The following is an 18,847-nucleotide window of genomic DNA, read 5'->3' as shown; positions in this document are numbered from 1 at the left end:
GACCATACGATTGAAACAAGAGTAAACTATTAAATATCATGAGAATAACAAGAAGAGAGTTTATCGCCCGCTCCTCGATGGGATCGTTGGCTATTCCGCTGGTAAAGGCGGATATGAATGGAGGAGACCGGAACAGTGCCCCCCGGGAAACTTTCTCCATACTCTGTTTGGGCTCCGGAGCTGCCGATTGGGATGTAAAAGAGTATCCCCAAAAGAGGGATCTCTTGTTATCCGGTACCTATCGAGGGCAATCCTCCATTCTGATCAACGGCTCCATTCTGGTGGATTGTGGTGAAACCGTACCGTTAGCATTGGATATCTTTGAGATCGATCCCGGTGCGATCACCGATATTGTGATCACGCACACCCACGGTGACCACTTCAATATCGATTCGATCAGAAAAATCGCAACCAAGGGCAACCGGCAGCATAAACCGAACCTCTGGGTAGAGCATCATGCCGCAAGCTACTTCACAACGCTCGAAAAGGAGAGCGGCTGCACGGTCAGACCGGTAAACTGTTTCGAGCCCTTCTCAATCGATGGAATCGAGATCACGCCTGTAGAGGCCAACCATTTTCGCGCAGATACCGGTGAACAGTGTCTGCACTATATCTTCTCCTCGGCGGGGAAGTCACTCTTCTATGCCCTGGATGGAGGATGGCTGACGATAAAAACCTGGAATCTGTTGAAGAAGATGAGGCTCGATGCCATTATCTGGGATGCAACCTGGGGGTCTGATGTCTACTATTGCATCTTCAGCCACAACGGCATCCCCTCCATCAGGATGATGAAAAGACAGCTGTTCAAGGATAAGGTGTTAACCCCGGAGAGCCAGATTATCCTGACACACCTCTCACGCAACTGCCACCCCTCTCACCGGAATGTGGAGATCAACATGCAGACAGAGCAGATCATCACCGCTTTTGATGGAGCCAGATTTTCAGTATGAGAGAATAAGAGAAGATCCTGAAGGCAATCTAAAGAGTAGCGGACGAAAGGTCGAGACAAAACAAATCACTAACTGCTAAATACAACAGAGATGAAAACTTTGAGTAAAACTTCAGGGAGCAGACTTTTCTGCTTGTGGGGGGTGTTGATGTTGAGCATTGGGGCTGTTTTTGCCCAGAAATTCACCATCCCGGTAATCCCCGATACCCAGGAGAGCGTAACCAGAAAACGGGGAATCTTTTTTTCCCAGATCGAGTGGATTGCCGCCAAGGCCGATTCGCTGAAAGCACCGATAGTACTGCATGTTGGTGATCTGGTAAATTTCAACAACTTCGATCAGTGGGAGTTGGCCTCGGTAGGCATGCGGATATTAGACAGGGCAGATATCCCTTATGCCATCGCATTAGGAAACCACGATACAGGAGCCGTGGGAGAGTTCAGTGGAAGTGCGGCCCCGGGTAATGTAAATGCGAACCTGCGCAACACCCATAAGTTCAACTACTTTTTCCCGGTCAACCGGTTCCCGTTGCAAAAAGGGAGGTTTGAAAAGAACAAGAGCGACAACGCCTACTACACGTTCCGTGCAGGCAATGTAAACTGGATTGTCGTGACCCTGGAGTTCTGCGCCCGTGAAGCAGCGGCCCAATGGATGGACAGGGTGTTGAAGGAGCATCCCGATCACAATGCAATTATCCTTACACACTACCACCTTACCGGAAGGGGTGAGATTGCCACCAACAATGCCGGTTATGGCGACATGAACGTAGTCGATATCTTCGAGAAATATATCAGACCCAACAAAAATGTGCTGATGGTGCTCAGCGGGCATACCGTCTGGAGCTCCTGGAGGGTGGACCAGGGGACGGAGGGAAACAATATCTATCAGATCCTTCAGGATTATCAACGTAAAGATGAGGGGTATATCCGGCTACTCGATATCGACACCGAAAAGGGCACCATATCGGCCAAAATGTACAGCCCGTACCTGGACAATACGCTGGAAGACAACTCCTCCTTCTCATTCACCGATGTAAAGTTCATCAAATAAAACAGTCAACATTATGAGGCATTCTCTTCTTATTCTATTATTGCTGAGCAGCACGATACTTTCGGCTCAGGTAAAACCGGTAGTGAAAGATAGCTACTCGCCGGCCACTTCGGCAATCATCCGCGAAAAGGTGGGAGAAAAACTTCAGGCGTCCTACAACAACAGGATACTCGCACAGGATATCGATAAGCTGATCGATCCTTTCACCCGTCACGACGAACACAGTTGCTGGCAGGGCGAGTTCTGGGGCAAATGGTTTACCTCGGCAGTACTGGCATACCGGTATCATCCGACACCCGAATTGAAACAGAAGCTGGACAATGCCGTAAAGGGGCTGATCGCCACCCAGACCAAAGAGGGATATATCGGTAACTATGCCCCTGAAAGCCGGCTGATGGCATGGGACATCTGGGGCAGGAAATATGTGATGCTGGGGCTGATTGCCTACTACGACATCACGAGTGAGAAGACATCGTTGAATGCTGCCGTAAAGGAGGCCGACTTCCTGATCAGGGAGTTGAACGAGAAGCAGACCCCGATCGTGAAATTGGGAAACCATCGCGGGATGGCAGCCTCGTCGGTGCTGGAACCGATCACGCAGCTGTACGTGCGCACCGGCAACAAGAAGTATCTCGATTTTGCCGAGGAGATTGTCCGCCAGTGGGAAGATAAAAGCATCGACGGACCACAGCTCATCTCAAAATCGGATCTTCCGGTAGGAGAACGCTTCCCTAAGCCTGAAAAGAGCTGGTACGGATGGGAGCAGGGACAAAAAGCGTACGAGATGATGTCGTGCTACGAGGGATTGACCGAGTTGCACCGGCTGACGGGTAAACCGCTATACCGGGAGGCTGCGGAGAAAACGTGGCAAAGCATTCTCGATACGGAGATCAACATTGCAGGATCGGGTGCCGCCATGGAAGCCTGGTTTGGAGGCAAGGCACTGCAGGCGATTCCTATCAATCACTTCCAGGAGACCTGCGTGACCGCCACATGGATCAAGTTCAGCCAGCAATTGTTGCGTCTCACCGGAGAGGCGAAGTATGCCGATGCCATCGAGATTGCATTTTACAATGCACTGTTGGGGGCGATGCGTCCCGACGGCTCCGATTGGGCCAAGTATACACCCCTGTCGGGACAACGTCTCGAAGGGTCGGAACAGTGTGGCATGGGGCTCAACTGCTGCAATGCGAGTGGGCCACGCGGACTCTTTACCATCCCTCACACCGCAGTGATGGCATCTGAAAAGGGTGCAGCGGTCAATTTCTATATCGATGGAGTGTATGAACTGAAAACACCCGGTGGCAATGCGGTGGTTATCGAGCAGCAGACCGACTATCCCCTATCGGGAGAGATCGCGATCAGCGTGAAGCTGAAAAAGCCGGAACAGTTCTCACTGGCTATCCGCATTCCGGGATGGAGCGAGAAAAGCACCGTGCGGGTCAACGGCGAACCGGTTGAAGGTGGAGTGCCCGGAAAATATCTGACCATTTCAAGAACCTGGAAAGAGAACGACAAGATCTCGATCTCTTTGGACATGCGTGCCAAGGTGCATTCAACCGGCGAGAAACCGGTCTACAAGGCCATCACGCGGGGTCCGGTTGTACTGACCCGCGACGAGAGACTCAACGGTCCGGGACTTGAAGCGATCCTTGCACCAATTAGCGATAAGGAGGGATATATAGAGGTAACGCCCAAAAAGAGCAACAATCCGGACATCTGGATGATCTTCTCGGCCCGGTTTATGCCCGAGTCCTACACCGAGACAGGAGCCTCTCCCGTGGAGGTGGAGCTGTGTGACTACGCCTCGGCTGGAAATACCATGACGGACTATCCATTTTTCAATGTCTGGCTCCCGCAGCTGTATGATCCCAGATATTGAGTGAGAACCTACTTGTATAACTTTTAAAAAAGAGAAAACGATGAATCGAATCAAGAACCTGGCATTGATTACCGGAGTTTTGCTGGTCGCCTTTTCCTGTGCAGGAACGGGCGGAGCAAAGAAGCAGAAACCTGATGAATACTATGTGGCGGCATACATCTGGCCTTCGTGCCACGACGACTCCCTGGGCAGGGCAAAACTGTGGGCAGACGGCACCGGCGAATGGGAGGTGATAAAAAAGGGGAATCCGAGGTACGACGGGCATTACCAGCCCCGTCAACCACTGTGGGGATACGAGATGGACAACGACCCGGAGGTGGTGGAACGGTGGATCGACGTTGCCGTGGACCATGGGGTCAATGTATTTGTGTATGACTGGTACTGGTATGAAGAGGGTCCATACCTGGAGAGCGCATTGAACGACGGCTTCCTGAAAGCCAGGAATAACGGCAAGATGCAGTTCTATATCATGTGGGCGAACCACGATGTAAAGCACAACTACTGGAACTATCACCGCTACGGCGATAACGACTCCATTCTCTGGGATGCCAAAGTGGACTGGAAGAACTACAAGATCATTGTCGACCGGGTCATCAATCAATATTTCAAACAACCCAACTACTTCAAGATCGATGGTCGGCCCCTCTTCTCCATTTTCAGTGTTGAGAAGCTGATGCAGAGTTTTGGCGGAAGTGCCGAAGAGACCCGCAAGGCGCTCGACTATTTCCGGGAGGAGGTGGAAAAGGCGGGATTCCCGGGATTACACATCCAGTGGAACCAGGGAGGCGGATCCTACATGTCGGAAGAGCGCGCCCGCAAGTTCAGGGAAGATGTCGACGCAATGGGATTCAACAGCGTGGCCATGTATAACATGGGTGGAATGAACGAAGACTATCTTCTCTACGGGGCAAACTCGATCAAGATCAGGGAGCAGATGGACGAGATACTGGATATTCCGGTTTTCCCGTGTGTCTCGATCGGATGGGACGATACCCCGCGCTTCCCGGCCAAGGGGATGAAGGATGTGGTACATTACCACAACACCCCAACCAGTTTTGCCGCACTGCTCTCGAAGGCAAAAGAGTATGCCGACCAGCATCCCGACCAGCCGAAACTGATCACAATCAATGCCTGGAACGAATGGGTGGAGGGAAGTTATCTGCTGCCCGACATGCTCAACGGATTCGGATACCTGGAGGCAGTGAAGGAGGTCTTTATTGAAAAGAAATACGACCGGTATTGAGCAATAGGAGTGGAGCTACATCCTGTAGTTCCACTCGCGTTGTGCATATTTGCTCCGTCGCAATACCTCGATCCTCTCCTCATCGGCGGGAGACAACGGGGTTATGCCGTCGATCTCGAGATGTCTCATCATTTGAGTGGCAAACCGCTCTGCAAATTGGGTGAAAGAAGGCGGATCTATCCTCTCCTCCTTCAGAAATGCAGATATGTTCTTTACGGGACTGGGGACCGAGGCGGTCGCCTTGGCGACAAGATCCCTCCTCTCGGGATTCAGCGAGCGGTGCAGCTGTTCGAGGTCGGTTTCGTAAAGCAGGGTTCCATGATGCAGGACACGCCCCTTGGAGACGTGCGATGCGGTTCCCGACACCTTGAATCCTCCGGGCAACCAGAGATCTTTTCGCTTACCGGCCTCGACCGGGATACCCAGTTGGCCTAGCACGGCTATAACAGGAAGGAGAAACTCGCCGCTGACGGGAGTTTCTCCTTTATCGGTTATAAATGTATAGTTCAGATTTCCCTGATCGTGGTAGACCGCTCCCCCACCCGACAGCCGCCGGATGATACGGATATCGTTCTCGATGCAATAATCGAGATCCACCTCGTTCAGCACCGCCTGGTTGTAACCGAGCACAACGCACGGTTGATTCACATAAAGCAGAAGATACTCTCCCGATAAGGAGAAAAGATACTCTTCCAGCGCCAGGTTGAAGGCCGGCAAAGTTGAACGGGAAAAAAGAAGTTTCGGGTTATGAATGAACCTATCCAACGTTAAAGGCAATTCGAAGATCATCAATCTCCTTGTCTCCTATTGGCTTCAACGGACCGATAGCAGACGCCATGACAAGCGAGTTGGCCGAGAACTCGGCAACCTCCAGGTAATCGAAAGTGGTGAGCAACTTGTCTCCCGTTACAAAAACGCCATCATTCTCTACCATGATCACCCGGTTCTTCTTGAACATCTTCGCCACATCTTCAATCTCGTGGTAGATCAACCCGAACGGGATGGAGGGAACATCCTGCAGGAAGATCCAGCTTTCGGGGATCGTCCGCACGTCGAATTTGGTCCCGCTAACGGCATGTGCCATCAGGTTGATCGGTTGAGTACAGATAATGGAGTTGATGTGCGGGTTGAGCTGATAGATCCGTTGGTGAAGCGCCACTGAGCGGCTGGGAGTCTTCCCTGCTTCGGCCATGCCGTTTCGTATCTGCACGATGTCGCTGGGCATGATATCCCAACGGGCCACGTCGCGCGGCGTGATCAGGAAGTCGTCGTTGCGCCAGCGGACACTAACCGTTCCGTAGGTAGATATCATCAATCCCTGATCGCAGGCGCGACGGATGATGTTGACCATCTCGGTACGCAGTGCGCGCTCGTCGGAGGGATAATCCACATCCATGAAATGAGCGATGTTCTTGGGGATATGGTTCACATAGCTGTTGACCTGCTGATCGGTCAGATAGTTCACCTTTCCGAGTTTTCCGGCATTTACAATGGTGCGGCAGCAAAACTCCAGGGTCTCGAACCGCTGGTAGGCATCCATCATGTCCGACCCGCCCAGCACAACGCCGTGATTCTCCATAATCACTGCCCGATAACGCTTATCTTGAAACACCTTGGCGATCTTTTCCCCAAGATCCTCACTTCCGGGTGTGCCGTATGGGGCAAAACCGATCTCACCGCACACGTTGTGGGCTTGAGGAACAATCTTGGTGTCGGGAACCGTTCCGGCGATGCTGAAAGCAACCAGTGCGGGCGGATGCGCATGTATGATGGCTCTGATGTCGGGACGGGCCTCGTAGATAGCCCGGTGGAAAGGATACTCGGAAGAGGGTCTGTGGGGACCGATTATGGAGCCATCCCTCTTTACGAGCATGATGTCCTTTGTGGTAAGGTTTCCCTTGTCTACACCCGACGGCGTGATCCAGATATCACCATTATCGTCACGGATTGAGATGTTTCCACCGGAAGTGGTGGTCATTCCGCTTCGATAGATTCTTCCGATAATGATGTTGATCTGCTCTACCGGATGCATTAATTGAACGTCCAACTGTTTCATGTGATATGATTTTAGGGTTATGGGTTACCTCTTCTGCAGTGAAGGGTGGTTCGACAGCAGGTAAGTCTCTGCTTCCACACTCCACAATCCGTTGTGCCTGTCGCAGATTTCAGCAAGTACACGGAAGAAACCGTCCGTTTCACCCAGTTTTGCAAAATCTGAGATCGGTGTCAACGGCATCTCCACGTGCGTATAGATCAACTTCTTGCCTCCGGGAATATGTGGCAGGTTGTTGGTCGCCTCGGCAACCGCATTCAATCCGCCAATATGGGTTACCAGTCCTGCGGGATCTAACCCTTTACTCATGATTTCCAGCGCCTCTACCATATCATCCTTGTTTCCGCCACTGGTGCCGACGATATGTGTATAAGCATAATGCACATTGTAGAAATTCAACATGGCGCTGAAGTTGGGATTGTCAGGACCTGCAAAGAAGTTGAGACAGCCGTCGAAGGCAAGGATAGCGTCACCCTGCTCCACAACTGGTCTCACGGGGGCAAACACAAATACATCGTCGAAACCTGTACCGCCACTGATTGCCTTCAGCTCTTCAACAGGATTCTCCATCTTTCCGGTGTTGACATACTTCAGGTCGATGCCCCGGGAAGCGGCAAATTCAACGGTATAGATGGAGGCGGCACGGTCGAGACGCGACTGGTCGATATCTGTCACTACAAGCAGGGAGGGTTTTACCTCTTCGCGACGAAGCACGAAATTGATGGCGGCAAGTCCCATAGGTCCGACGCCTGCAAGAATTGCCATTTTACCGCCGTCTACAATCTCCATCTTGTGCTGGTAGCTGCCGGGTGTGGTATGGTAATTGGCGTGCATGGCACCGATAACACATGAAAGTGGCTCGGAAAGCGATGCGGGATAGTACCCTTCACCATGGTAAACCAACAGGCAATCTTGCTCCATCACCTCGTTGGGAATTATCACGTAGGTTGCATCCCCGCCGATATAGGGGTAACTGTAACCGGGAGCACTCAGGATGCCAACAGGCCCATTTTCGTAGTACAATGCCGGTTGGATGGAAAATTTGTCGCCCGCCTTGAACTTGTCTGCCCACTTGCTGCCCACTTCCAGCAGCTCACCGGAGAATTCATGACCGATGATGATGGGGTATTCGGCCACATTATCAGGAATCCGTTTGTGGTCGGCACCTTGCGACGATGCCTTGTATGACGACATACACAATGAATCGGATACTACTTTGGCGAGAATTTCATCGTCCTTGATGGCCGGCAATTCAAACTCTTCCAGCCTGAGATCTTTTTTGCCGTACAAACGGACTGCTCTGGTTTTCATCTGTTTTTTCTAATTTAATCAATTCAACATCACCTGCCCTCCGGTTATGGGGAGAGCCTGGCCGGTTTCGCCGCATTGCTCCATCAGGTACAACACCCCCTTGGAGACGTCGTTGGGAGTACACCCTTTGCGCATCGGCACCTGTGCAAGATAGAACGCTTTTACCTCTTCAATAGTTTTTGCACCGGGAACTTTTCCTGCATTCAGGTACTGTACGAACAACCCGTTCTGTGGATCGCTCCAAAGCGGCCCTTCATAGAAGTTGCCGGGACAGATCGAGTTGACCTTTATCCGGAAGGGTGCCAGCTCCAATGCAAACGACTGTGTAAGACCGATTCCTCCGAACTTTCCACCGGCGTAGGCAAAATTGGCCTTGCTGCCGCGAAGTCCCGATTTTGAATTTATCTGGATGATATCGGCGTAGTAATCTTCCGAGGCATATTTAGTCTGCAGCTTCATCACCTTGCTGACCACTTTTGCGCAGTAGAAGTAGGCATTGTAGTTGATCCGGGTGACAAAATCGAAATTCTCGGGTGTCATCTCTTCCAGTCCGCCTGCCCGCAACACACCGGCATTGCTGACAAAACAGTCCACTCCACCGAAATGGCATACCGTCTCATGTACCAGGTTCTCCAGGCTTGGAATGTCTGAAACGTTCGTCTTCACGAAAATGGCCCGGTTACTTTTTGTAAGACCGTTGAATCTTTCGGCCGTCTTCCTGCCCACCTCCTCATTCAGGTCTGCCACGACAATATTGGCTCCCTCGCGCAACAGGCATTCGGCAATACCTTCACCGAACCCCTGGGCAGCACCCGTTACCACGATGGTTTTATTTACGGCCCTGCCGGAAACATTTCCGGCGGCCACACTGCGACGGTAGTTCTCCACTTCCCAGTTGTCGATAAAGTCGATCTGTGCCTGGGTCATCGGATGCTCACCGCCAAAAGAGCGAGCCAGAAATGCTATCTTCATGGCATCTTCAAACACATCGAGGATGGTGTCGCACTGCCGGGCATTGTCACCCACTGCAACCAGCCCAACCCCTTTTATCAGCAGGACTTTCGGCTGGTAACCAAACTTGGCGGTAAAGGCGGGTATCGACTCCTTTGCACTGGCAATGACCTGCTCGGCCGTATCTTCGTTGAAGAAGAGATAATTGGACTTGCAGTAGACAATTGCATCGGGCGTAAAGGGTCTCGAAATGGCCGACTGGTTTTCGGGGGTGTCGCAAAAATACCCGATCAGCCCGTTGTTGCGGACTTTCAAGGTCTTGAGGCTGTCGTCGGAAAGCATCATTCTGACGGCCGGCAGAATTTCGCACGCTTGACGCGATACTTCCCTCTCCTCCTGGGGCAGAGGGGTGGTCACGGCCTTGCCGAGCGTTTCAACTATCGAGTCGTATATCAACCTGATCTCTTCAGTACTGTCTGCCGCCACAAAGATACCGTGGTTCTGCAACCAGATCACCTGCGACTCCTCATTGAACCTATTGCGGTACTCCTTGATCTTCTCGTCCACCTTCTTGAAGAGGAGATATCCCGGATCGGTATACTCCACAAACAACACCTTTTCACCGAAAAGCCGTTTCAGGGCCGATTCGGCATCGGCTGCGCACATCAATCCGTTCACAACCGTCGGATGCAGATGCACTACATAGGCATAACCAATCACGTTGTGCATGGAGGTCTCTACCGACGGCCGTTTTCCCTTGGTGAGGGTGGCTGCGGCAAGATCGTTCTTCACCTGCTCCTCCCGCTCGGCCGGATCTCTGCTATACTGCTTGTCCGACATCGGGTTGAGCAGCGACCTGTCGAGCACGGCAAATCCATCTTCAGTGATGGTGGCCAGCGCAGAACCGCTGGCCTTGACCCATATCTTCTCGTTATTTTTATAGGATGTATTTCCACCTCCCGCAATGACAAAACGGCTATCCTTGCCGTAGAACTGCGAAATGGCTATTAACTCCTGAATCTCTTTCATCTCTGTTAATTTCCTGCACTGTTTCTGATTAATTCATCACCCAATTTCACGAACTCGCTCCTCTGCGTACGGTCTGCATTCCCATCTGTATCGACATAGCCGCTCAGTCCCTGCGCGACCAGATGCTGATGGGCTGCCACTACACAGGCTCCCTCGTAATTGATCTGCATCAGCTTTTCGGTCAAAGGGGTCTGGTTACGGGCAAAGAGTTCTACAGGCTCCATCACCGGAGAGTTGTGTTCACTTCCAAAAGTGACCACAAAACCCTGATCGTGGAGATAGGTGGCATATCTCTCCAGCAACTTCACGTCGTTGCGGGTAGTAATAAACTCCACCGAATGGAATCCACGATCGGTCAACTGTTTGGCCACACCTTCGAGGTCGCGCTCGAAATCGGTGTAGTTACCCTGGGCATCATCTGCCAGGAAGGGATAGGTGGGTATTCCACCGGCCGCCAAGATGATCTTGCAGACCGTCTGCATCGGGAGGAAAGCCTCGGCAGTTTCGGGCACGAAAGCCGCTCCGCCCGCCTTCAGCAAGTTTCCACGGATCTCATTCTCTACACCGGCAACGTTGTCGGTATCCGAACGCAGCTCCTTTCCGTCGAATAGTTCTTTCAGCAGCACTTTTATCCGGTCGGAATCACCACTGCACTGTTCATAGACCTTCAGGCGCAAGGCTTTCGCCAGGTGACGCTCCCGAACGGATCCCCGGGTCAGGTTCTCCTTGATCCACCCGATATCGAGGGTAAAGCCGGCCTGCTTCTCTGCAAGAATTCCGTTCAACTTTTCACACATCGCCTCCACCTGCTTGTTGGCTTCGGCCCGCACGTCCGCCAATTGCGAAGCATAGGGCTCATCCAGCCTGAAGGGGTGTGACAACCCCTTCCCGCTGATATAGGTCCGTCCCGGATTTCCGGGATCATTTACCCGCAGGCCGGCCTTCTGATCCTCTTCGTTGAGGCTGATAAATTCGATACCGAAAAGCGGGTAAAGAGCGCGCTGGCGGCACCCTTCCGCCCACTCTCCGTAACCTTCGGCAGTATAAAAGTCGTTGATACCTACCGCCTTCACCTCCTCTGCAACAGCCCGGTCAAGCGCATCGCTGATATCGCAAAATGCACTGAAGGAAAATGGAGTATGCAGGTGGGCATTTACTTTTGGAAAACTCATGATCAAACTCCTTTTTTCGCTCTCCTTATCATTTCGGCATCGGTAAAGTTCTCTCCGGGGATATATCCGTTCAACGGCTGAATGCGTTCGTGGATCATATCGATAAACCAGCTTGGCTGCGGGAAGAACGCACTTTCAAGTTCGTGTGCCGGAGTGATCCAGTTACGCGATCCAAGCACGCCGACAGGAGCATCCAGGTAGTCGAAGCAGAGCGAACTGATGTTTGCAGCCAGGTCGTTCAGGAACGAACCCCGGGCGGTTGCATCACCGGCAACAATGATCTTGCCGGTCTTCTTCACCGAGGCGATCACTTTTTCGTAGTTGAAAGGTACCAGCGACCGGGCATCGATCACTTCGGCACTCATGCCGTAAACCGTCTCCAGCTCTTTTGCAGCCTGGAGGGCGGGATAAAGTGTATGTCCGATGGTCAGGAACGTAATGTCCTTACCCTCTCTCTTCACATCGGGTTCTCCGATCGGTATCTCGTAATATCCGGTTGGAACACCTCCCTTGTGGAATTGCTCGCCGATATCGTATATGCGTTGGCTCTCAAAGAAGATGACCGGGTCGGTCCCTTGCAATGCGGCATTCATCAATCCCTTGGCATCGTAGGGTGTTACCGGGAAGCAGACCTTGATACCCGGAATATGTGCCACCAGCGATGTCCAGTCCTGCGAGTGCTGTGCACCATATTTCGAACCCACGGAGACGCGGAGGACAACCGGCATCTTCAGCACGTTTCCACTCATTGCCTGCCATTTGGGAAGTTGATTGAACACCTCGTCGCCACAACGTCCGAGGAAGTCGCAGTACATGATCTCGGGAATTACCCTGCCGCCACACATTGCATAACCGATGGCCGTTCCAACAATGGAGGCCTCGGAGATGGGCGAGTTGAACAGGCGATGGTAGGGAAGCGCCTCGGTCATTCCGCCGTAAACGGCAAAGGCACCACCCCAGTCGCGGTTCTCTTCACCGTATGCGATAAGGGAAGCATCCTTGTAGAATCTATCCATGATAGCTTCGAAGATGGCATCGCGCAGCTGGAACTGCTTCATCTTGCTGAAGGGTTTGCCGTCGGCATCGAAGGCAAAACGCTCCTTGGTGGCAATCTTCTTCACACGGGAGTTCTCCTCCAACGGCATCAACACATCGGGTTTGGCGTCGGAGAAGCTGTCGACCGAACCGTTGGAGAACATCATCTCTCCAATCACGTCGGGATTTTTCATCCGAGGCGAGATCTCATCGTCGATCGACTTGAGGAACATTTCGTGGGTAAGGGCCTTCACATCGCTCCAGACGGCATCCAGCTCGTCCTGGGTGGCAACACCTGCTTCCAGCAACTGCTTGCCGAACGATGCGATACAATCCTGTCTTTCCCAAGCTTCCACCTCTTCCTTGGTACGGTATGATGAAGCGTCGGAAGGAGAGTGTCCGCTGTAACGGTAGGTCAACACATCCAGCAGTACCGGTCCCTTCTTCTCCTCGATCACTTTGCGTTTGCGCCTGTAGGCGTCGATTACCGCCAGCGGATTGTAGCCGTCTACCCGCTCTGCATGCATCTGCTCATCATTGACACCGGCACCGATACGTGCAGCGATGCCGTATCCCATGGTCTCGCCACAGGTCTGGCCACCCATTCCGTACTGGTTGTTCATGATGTTGATAATGACCGGAAGACCACCTTGCATCTCACCTTCCCAGAGCTCCCTGAACTGGTCCATGGCGGCGAAGGTGATCCCCTCCCAAACGGGTCCGCAAGCCATCGATGCATCTCCAATATTGGCAACCACCAGGCCGGGCTTGCGATTGACTTTTTTGTACAGTGCGGCACCCACTGCAATATCTCCCGAACCGCCCACAATGGCGTTGTTGGGATAAACACCGAAGGGGGTGAAGAAGGCGTGCATTGAACCTCCCAGCCCCTTGTTGAAGCCAGTCTCCCTGGCAAATATTTCGGCCAATGTTCCATAAACCAGGAATCGGCGTGCCAGCTCCTTGGTCGTACCATTGAAATCTTTCTGAACGATCTTCAATACTGTTCCGTCGAAAAACTCCTGCATGATCTTCATCAGCTCTTCGTCGGAAAGCTTGTGAATGGCAGACATCCCTTTGGCAAGGATCTCACCGTGCGAACGGTGGCTGCCGAAGATAAAATCATCCACAGTTAGGGTCCAGGCCATACCCACGGCGGCCGATTCCTGTCCGATGGACAAGTGGGCCGGTCCGGGGTGATTGTACGCCACACCGTTGTATTCCCCTTTGGTCTTGATAAGATTGAGCATGGTTTCAAACTCACGGATGAGCACCATGTCGTGGTAGATGGCTTTTAGTTCTTCGTCGGTAAAGTTTCCACGCTCCTCCTTTACCGTTTTTTGATACTGATTAACCGGAATTGGCTGAAATTCCACAACGCCCGGTTTACGGGCTTCAGCCGGGTCGATAAATTGACTTTTAGGCATATCTTTTTAATGTTTCGATCGATTTTAATCGTCAGTTGTTCTTTTTATAAGCAGGTTGTCTGGCATCAGAATCCAAAAACAACCTCCTTGAATATTTCGCTGACCGTCGGATGGGGGAATACTACCTCTTTCATCTCTTCCAGCGTCATTTCCTGTTCAATCGCCATACATGCGCCATAGATCATCTCACTGCTGGGGTTTCCCAACATGTGGACACCAAGCACTTCGCCGTACTTCTCGCCGACGAGCACCTTGCAGAGACCGGTACCGCCTTCGTTTTCGGCAACAAAACGTCCAGCATAGGCCATGGGCAGTTTGGCCACCTTATAGGCAATTCCCTTGGCTTTGGCACTCTCCTCGGTCTCTCCCACGCCTGCAATCTCCGGATTGATATAGACAACTCCCGGAATGGCGTTGTAACGCATCACATCCTCCCTGCCGGTGAGGTTGTTCACCACAACTTCACCTTCACGGCTGGCGGTATGGGCCAACAGCGAGAATCCGGTCACGTCGCCCGCAGCAAAAACGTTGGGAACGTTGGTGCGCATCTTCTCGTCCACCTTGATGCCACCCCGCTCCAGTTCCACACCAAGGTTTTCAAGACCGAAACCTTTGGTAACCGGACGGCGTCCAACGCTCAGCAGTATCTTGTCTCCCTCAACGGTATGCGTTTCGCCTCCCTTCTCGAAAATCACCTTGTTTCCATCTATCTGTACCACCTTTGCATTCAGGTGAAACACAATTCCCTTTTTGGTAAAGAGATCGCGTGAAAGGGCGGAGATTTCGTAATCGTTGTTCCCAAGGATCTCGGGCAGCATCTCGATCACCGTCACATCCGATCCCAAGCTGTTGAAAAAGCTGGCAAACTCCATCCCGATAACACCGCCACCGATCACTACAAGCTTCTTGGGCTGCTCTTTCAGATCGAGGATCTCCCGGTTGGTGAGGATAATATCGCCAGCCTCCCTCAATCCGGGAATGGGGGGTACCGATGCCTCGGATCCGGTACAGATCAGCAGGTTGGCTCCCAGATATTGTTCGCCGTTGCAGACCACCTCGATTCCGTTGGAACTTCGGCCCTTAATCATGGCCTCTCCCTCAACGACAGTAACACCGTTGACCTTCATCTTGGATTTGACTCCGGCGACCAGCTTACGTACTACTTTATTTTTGCGGGAGACAATCTTGTCGTATTCAAAACGAACGGTTTCCGCAAAAACTCCATATTTCTCTCCATGGAGGGCATTCTCGTAGGTCTTGGCACTATAGAGCATGGTTTTGGTGGGAATACACCCCTCGTTAAGGCAAACGCCTCCCAGCTCCTTTTTCTCGAACAGCGCCACTTTCAATCCTTTATGTCCTGCTCGTTCGGCAGCCACATAACCGGCTGGCCCCCCCCCGATGATCAATAAGTCGTACATTATCATCTTTTTTTAGATTAGAATTCAAATTCAAGATTCTCGATCTCCAGAGCGATCTGCTTCAGGAAACGAGTCGCCTCCCCGCCATCCAGTGCACGGTGATCGTAGGTAAGGCTCAAGCCGATGTATGGAACAAACGCATAGACCCCGTCACCCAGATCCTTCGGACGCGGAACAATGGTGTTTACACCCAGTATGGCCGATTGCGGCAAATTGATCACGGGTGTGAAAATCTCCACTCCGTAATTGCCGAGGTTGGAGACCGTGAACGAGCCCGCTTCAGCCGAAAGGATATCGGGATTCACACTGCCTGTCTTGCAGGCGTTGGCCACCTCTTTCAACTGGTTTGAAAGTCCCACGATCGACAGGTCATCGGCATTCTTCACAACCGGAACCATCAACCCCCGCTCGGTATCGACGGCCACGCCGAGATGCACCTTATTAAAGAGGCGCATGCTCTCACCCAGAAAATGGGAATTGACGTTGGGGAACTTCTTGAGTGCCCGGATAACGGCAAAACAGACCATATCGTTGAGGGTGATGTTTGCCGAGATCTTTCCGGCCTCCAAATCTGCTTTCGCCTTTTTGCGAAGTTCGAGGATGCGGCGTGCATCTGCTCCGAGGTGATGTGTAAGCTGTGCTGAGTTCTGCAGCGAAGCATGCATGGCCCGCGCAATCAGTTTTCTCATATTGGAGAGCTTCTTGTCCTCATAGTCGTTGGCATAGACTGTATTTGCAGGCGGAACCAGGTCCACGGAACGGGCTGTTCCGGCCAATCCGGTACCCGATTGCGGCTGAAGGTTTTCCTCTGAGGCAATCTTCTTGGCCAGAGGTGTCATCTTGGGGCGATTCTCCAGGGCTGCCTGCACATCCTTTTCGATGATGCGTCCATGCGGTCCGGATCCGGCTATCGCAGCAGTGTCGATCACCTCTTTCGAAGCCAGATTTTTGGCCCGGGGAGAGATAAAGCGTGTTCCGATCTCTTCGCTCCGCGAATCGGGTTGAGGCTGGGATACGGCACCCTTCGCTTCGGTTTTCACACTTTCCTCCTTGGCAACAACCGGCGCCTCGTTCCGACTCTCCACCTCTGCACCCCGACTGCCCTGCAGCAAGGCCGAATAATCCTCGCCAGGTTCACCAATAATCATCATGTTTTCCAATACGGGAACTTCGTCTCCTTCCTGGTAAAAACATTCGAGTACGACTCCGTCTACCGGAGATTCCTCCTCAAAGGATGCCTTATCCGTTTCATACGAGAAAAGAACATCCCCCTTTTTCACAGTATCTCCTTTTTTCTTGTTTACTGAGCCAATGATACAACTCTCAACCGATTGCCCTTGCTTGGGCATAATAACTACTATTGCCATTTTTTTTGTTTTAGAAAACTCTTCATTAACTGATTATCAATGCAGCATCGCACACTACACTGATACAAAAGTACCCATATTAGCTAAAGTATCCAAAAAAATGCGTTTTTAATAAAAGTGTAAATATGGTAATCATTTGTAACCGCAAAAATAGAGGGTTTTGTTTCCCCCTCAATGCAAATATTGATTTTTGTACTGTATTTTTTGTCATAAAATCCCTCCTCCCGAAAGCAGCCTCAATAAATACGCCAAAGCACTGCATGTCTGCCATTTATTGAAAACAGCCATCAAAGCGAAAAAAAGTCGAGATAGATATTGCTACCCGATTGGCCATATTCCATAAAAAAAATGAACCTAAAATATCAAATAATGCAGCTACAAAATCATTTTTATTATTTATACTTACCATTGTTGTTCATACTTTTGTAATATTGTAACTTTTTTACATTTAATTATTAGCCTCATCATGAATGAAAGCAAATTAACCTCATTTTTAGCTATTGACTTAGGAGCATCCAGCGGACGTGCCATTCTGGGAACGATCCGAAACAACAAATTGGAAATGAAAGAAGTGAACCGTTTTGCTAATCCGATCATCGAAGTTAATGGCAGACTATTTTGGGACCTGTTTCATCTTTACCGGGAAATCGTGAAATCCTTAAAAGAGATTCAACTCCAGGGCATCGAAATTGCATCTATCGGTATCGATACCTGGGGAGTAGATTTCGTATCATTCGGCACAGATGGAGAACCTCTCCGCATGCCGTACAGTTATCGCGACACCCGCACCTTTTCGGCTCCCGAAAAGTTTTTCAGCAAGGTTCTCTCTAAAAAGGAGACTTACATGAAAACCGGAATTCAGATCATGAATTTCAACTCACTTTTCCAGCTGTTCACGCAACAGGAGGAGAACAATCCGATCTATCCCATCACGGACAAGTTTCTGTTCATGCCCGATGCACTCTCTTACCTGCTGACCAATAAAATGGTAACGGAGTATACCATTGCCTCTACCTCCCAATTGTTAAATCCGTTCACCCGCTCGTTCGACAACGAGCTGTTGCAGACATTGGGCCTGTCGGAAGAGAAGTTTGCACCGATCGTTTTCCCGGGAACAGAGATAGGAACCCTCTCCGAGTCGGTACAAAGAGAGACCCATATGGGGGCTGTTCCAGTAGTAGCCGTAGCCGGCCACGACACCGCATCTGCCGTCATTGCTACCCCTGCCGAGAACGAGCATTTTGCCTACCTGAGCTCCGGAACATGGTCGCTGATGGGAATCGAGTCGAAAGAACCGGTGGTTACCGAAGAGACCTTCTCGTTGAACTTTACGAACGAAGGTGGTGCCGACGGCTCGATCCGTTTGCTGAAGAATATCTGTGGCATGTGGTTGATCGAACAGTGCAAGAAAGAGTGGACCCTGGAGCGAAACATCTCGTACGACGACATCGTTCGCGAGGCTACCCAGTCGGAACCTTTCCGTTGTTTCATCAATCCTGATGCCTCCTGTTTCGCCAGTCCGGAATCGATGATCAATGAGATCCGGAACTACTGCAGAGAGACAGGGCAGCATGTCCCGCAGACCATTGGAGAAATTGCCCGCTGTATCTACGAAAGTCTTGCATTCAGGTATAAGCAGGTGCTCAACAACCTGAAGGAGCTGGCAGATTTCCCGATCGAGACGCTACACATCATCGGAGGCGGATCGCAAAACAAGATGTTGAACCAATTTACAGCCAATGCTATCGGAACGACCGTGGTAGCAGGCCCTTCGGAAGCGACGGCGATCGGCAACATCCTGCTCCAGGCAAAAGCGTCGGGAGTGGTGGCAGACAAGAGCGAGATGCGTCAGATGGTCAGAAACTCCGTTGACCTTGCCAGGTTCGAACCCCAGGAGACCGACCTCTGGAAAGAGAAATACTCAGAATACTTGAACGTATACAAAGAACTATAAACTAC

General features: G+C 51.5%; 13 protein-coding genes. 5 read left to right on the top strand and 8 right to left on the bottom strand.

Translation table 11 applies throughout. The features are described 5' to 3' along the window. The first annotated feature begins 38 nt into the window (after positions 1–38). From ING2E5A_RS05580 to ING2E5A_RS05565, 4 genes are all read left to right on the top strand, one after another. The gene (locus ING2E5A_RS05580) at positions 39–950 is read left to right on the top strand and encodes an MBL fold metallo-hydrolase (RefSeq protein ID WP_083373207.1); all 912 of its coding nucleotides are present in this window, start codon (positions 39–41) and stop codon (positions 948–950) included. A 90-nt stretch (positions 951–1,040) separates the two neighbouring features. Further along, complete coding sequence (locus ING2E5A_RS05575; protein WP_071136559.1) at positions 1,041–1,997, top strand: metallophosphoesterase; 957 nt, start codon at positions 1,041–1,043, stop codon at positions 1,995–1,997. 13 nt (positions 1,998–2,010) lie between these two features. Then, a complete protein-coding gene (locus tag ING2E5A_RS05570; protein WP_154670041.1) occupies positions 2,011–3,879 on the top strand; it encodes a glycoside hydrolase family 127 protein in 1,869 nt (622 codons plus the stop codon). Between the two features lie 40 nt (positions 3,880–3,919). Further along, the gene (locus ING2E5A_RS05565) at positions 3,920–5,122 is read left to right on the top strand and encodes a glycosyltransferase WbsX family protein (protein ID WP_071136557.1); all 1,203 of its coding nucleotides are present in this window, start codon (positions 3,920–3,922) and stop codon (positions 5,120–5,122) included. A 15-nt stretch (positions 5,123–5,137) separates the two neighbouring features. Here ING2E5A_RS05565 and ING2E5A_RS05560 read toward each other — a convergent pair whose 3' ends face one another. The 8 genes from ING2E5A_RS05560 to ING2E5A_RS05525 all read right to left on the bottom strand — a co-directional run bounded on the left by ING2E5A_RS05560 (position 5,138) and on the right by ING2E5A_RS05525 (position 16,888). Beyond that, positions 5,138–5,911, bottom strand: coding sequence for a lipoate--protein ligase family protein (locus ING2E5A_RS05560; protein WP_071136556.1), 774 nt, complete (start codon positions 5,909–5,911; stop codon positions 5,138–5,140). Beyond that, entirely contained in the window at positions 5,880–7,178 is a 1,299-nt protein-coding gene (locus tag ING2E5A_RS05555) for a class II aldolase/adducin family protein (RefSeq protein WP_071136555.1), read from the bottom strand. The genes ING2E5A_RS05560 and ING2E5A_RS05555 overlap by 32 nt, the downstream gene beginning before the upstream one ends. Positions 7,179–7,202: 24 nt before the next feature. Continuing rightward, complete coding sequence (locus ING2E5A_RS05550) at positions 7,203–8,486, bottom strand: zinc-binding dehydrogenase (RefSeq protein WP_071136554.1); 1,284 nt, start codon at positions 8,484–8,486, stop codon at positions 7,203–7,205. Positions 8,487–8,504: 18 nt separating this feature from the next. Then, on the bottom strand, positions 8,505–10,466 hold the full coding sequence (locus ING2E5A_RS05545; protein WP_071136553.1) for an SDR family NAD(P)-dependent oxidoreductase: 1,962 nt from the start codon (positions 10,464–10,466) through the stop codon (positions 8,505–8,507). 5 nt (positions 10,467–10,471) lie between these two features. Continuing rightward, complete coding sequence (locus ING2E5A_RS05540; RefSeq protein ID WP_071136552.1) at positions 10,472–11,638, bottom strand: PHP domain-containing protein; 1,167 nt, start codon at positions 11,636–11,638, stop codon at positions 10,472–10,474. 2 nt (positions 11,639–11,640) lie between these two features. Continuing rightward, positions 11,641–14,100, bottom strand: a complete 2,460-nt coding sequence (locus tag ING2E5A_RS05535) for an alpha-ketoacid dehydrogenase subunit alpha/beta (RefSeq protein ID WP_071136551.1) — start codon at positions 14,098–14,100, stop codon at positions 11,641–11,643. A gap of 65 nt (positions 14,101–14,165) precedes the next feature. Next, positions 14,166–15,521: a dihydrolipoyl dehydrogenase gene (lpdA, locus tag ING2E5A_RS05530; protein WP_083373206.1), complete on the bottom strand. Its 1,356-nt coding sequence runs from the start codon at positions 15,519–15,521 to the stop codon at positions 14,166–14,168. Positions 15,522–15,538: 17 nt separating this feature from the next. Next, positions 15,539–16,888, bottom strand: coding sequence for a dihydrolipoamide acetyltransferase family protein (locus ING2E5A_RS05525; RefSeq protein WP_071136550.1), 1,350 nt, complete (start codon positions 16,886–16,888; stop codon positions 15,539–15,541). Between the two features lie 466 nt (positions 16,889–17,354). Between ING2E5A_RS05525 and rhaB the strand changes: the two genes are divergently transcribed. Beyond that, a complete protein-coding gene (gene rhaB / locus ING2E5A_RS05515; RefSeq protein ID WP_071136548.1) occupies positions 17,355–18,842 on the top strand; it encodes a rhamnulokinase in 1,488 nt (495 codons plus the stop codon). Positions 18,843–18,847 lie beyond the last annotated feature (5 nt).

The organism is Petrimonas mucosa, assembly GCF_900095795.1.
Classification (GTDB): Bacteria; Bacteroidota; Bacteroidia; order Bacteroidales; family Dysgonomonadaceae; genus Petrimonas; species Petrimonas mucosa.
This window is presented reverse-complemented; position numbering and strand designations above follow the sequence as displayed.

What these genes read in the sequence shown, in the direction of transcription:
- ING2E5A_RS05580 (WP_083373207.1), top strand. Translation starts at nt 39, where the DNA reads ATGAGAATAACAAGAAGAGAGTTTATCGCCCGCTCCTCGATGGGATCG.
- ING2E5A_RS05575 (WP_071136559.1), top strand. Translation starts at nt 1,041, where the DNA reads ATGAAAACTTTGAGTAAAACTTCAGGGAGCAGACTTTTCTGCTTGTGG.
- ING2E5A_RS05570 (WP_154670041.1), top strand. Translation starts at nt 2,011, where the DNA reads ATGAGGCATTCTCTTCTTATTCTATTATTGCTGAGCAGCACGATACTT.
- ING2E5A_RS05565 (WP_071136557.1), top strand. Translation starts at nt 3,920, where the DNA reads ATGAATCGAATCAAGAACCTGGCATTGATTACCGGAGTTTTGCTGGTC.
- ING2E5A_RS05560 (WP_071136556.1), bottom strand. Translation starts at nt 5,911, where the DNA reads ATGATCTTCGAATTGCCTTTAACGTTGGATAGGTTCATTCATAACCCG.
- ING2E5A_RS05555 (WP_071136555.1), bottom strand. Translation starts at nt 7,178, where the DNA reads ATGAAACAGTTGGACGTTCAATTAATGCATCCGGTAGAGCAGATCAAC.
- ING2E5A_RS05550 (WP_071136554.1), bottom strand. Translation starts at nt 8,486, where the DNA reads ATGAAAACCAGAGCAGTCCGTTTGTACGGCAAAAAAGATCTCAGGCTG.
- ING2E5A_RS05545 (WP_071136553.1), bottom strand. Translation starts at nt 10,466, where the DNA reads ATGAAAGAGATTCAGGAGTTAATAGCCATTTCGCAGTTCTACGGCAAG.
- ING2E5A_RS05540 (WP_071136552.1), bottom strand. Translation starts at nt 11,638, where the DNA reads ATGAGTTTTCCAAAAGTAAATGCCCACCTGCATACTCCATTTTCCTTC.
- ING2E5A_RS05535 (WP_071136551.1), bottom strand. Translation starts at nt 14,100, where the DNA reads ATGCCTAAAAGTCAATTTATCGACCCGGCTGAAGCCCGTAAACCGGGC.
- lpdA (WP_083373206.1), bottom strand. Translation starts at nt 15,521, where the DNA reads ATGTACGACTTATTGATCATCGGGGGGGGGCCAGCCGGTTATGTGGCT.
- ING2E5A_RS05525 (WP_071136550.1), bottom strand. Translation starts at nt 16,888, where the DNA reads ATGGCAATAGTAGTTATTATGCCCAAGCAAGGGCAATCGGTTGAGAGT.
- rhaB (WP_071136548.1), top strand. Translation starts at nt 17,355, where the DNA reads ATGAATGAAAGCAAATTAACCTCATTTTTAGCTATTGACTTAGGAGCA.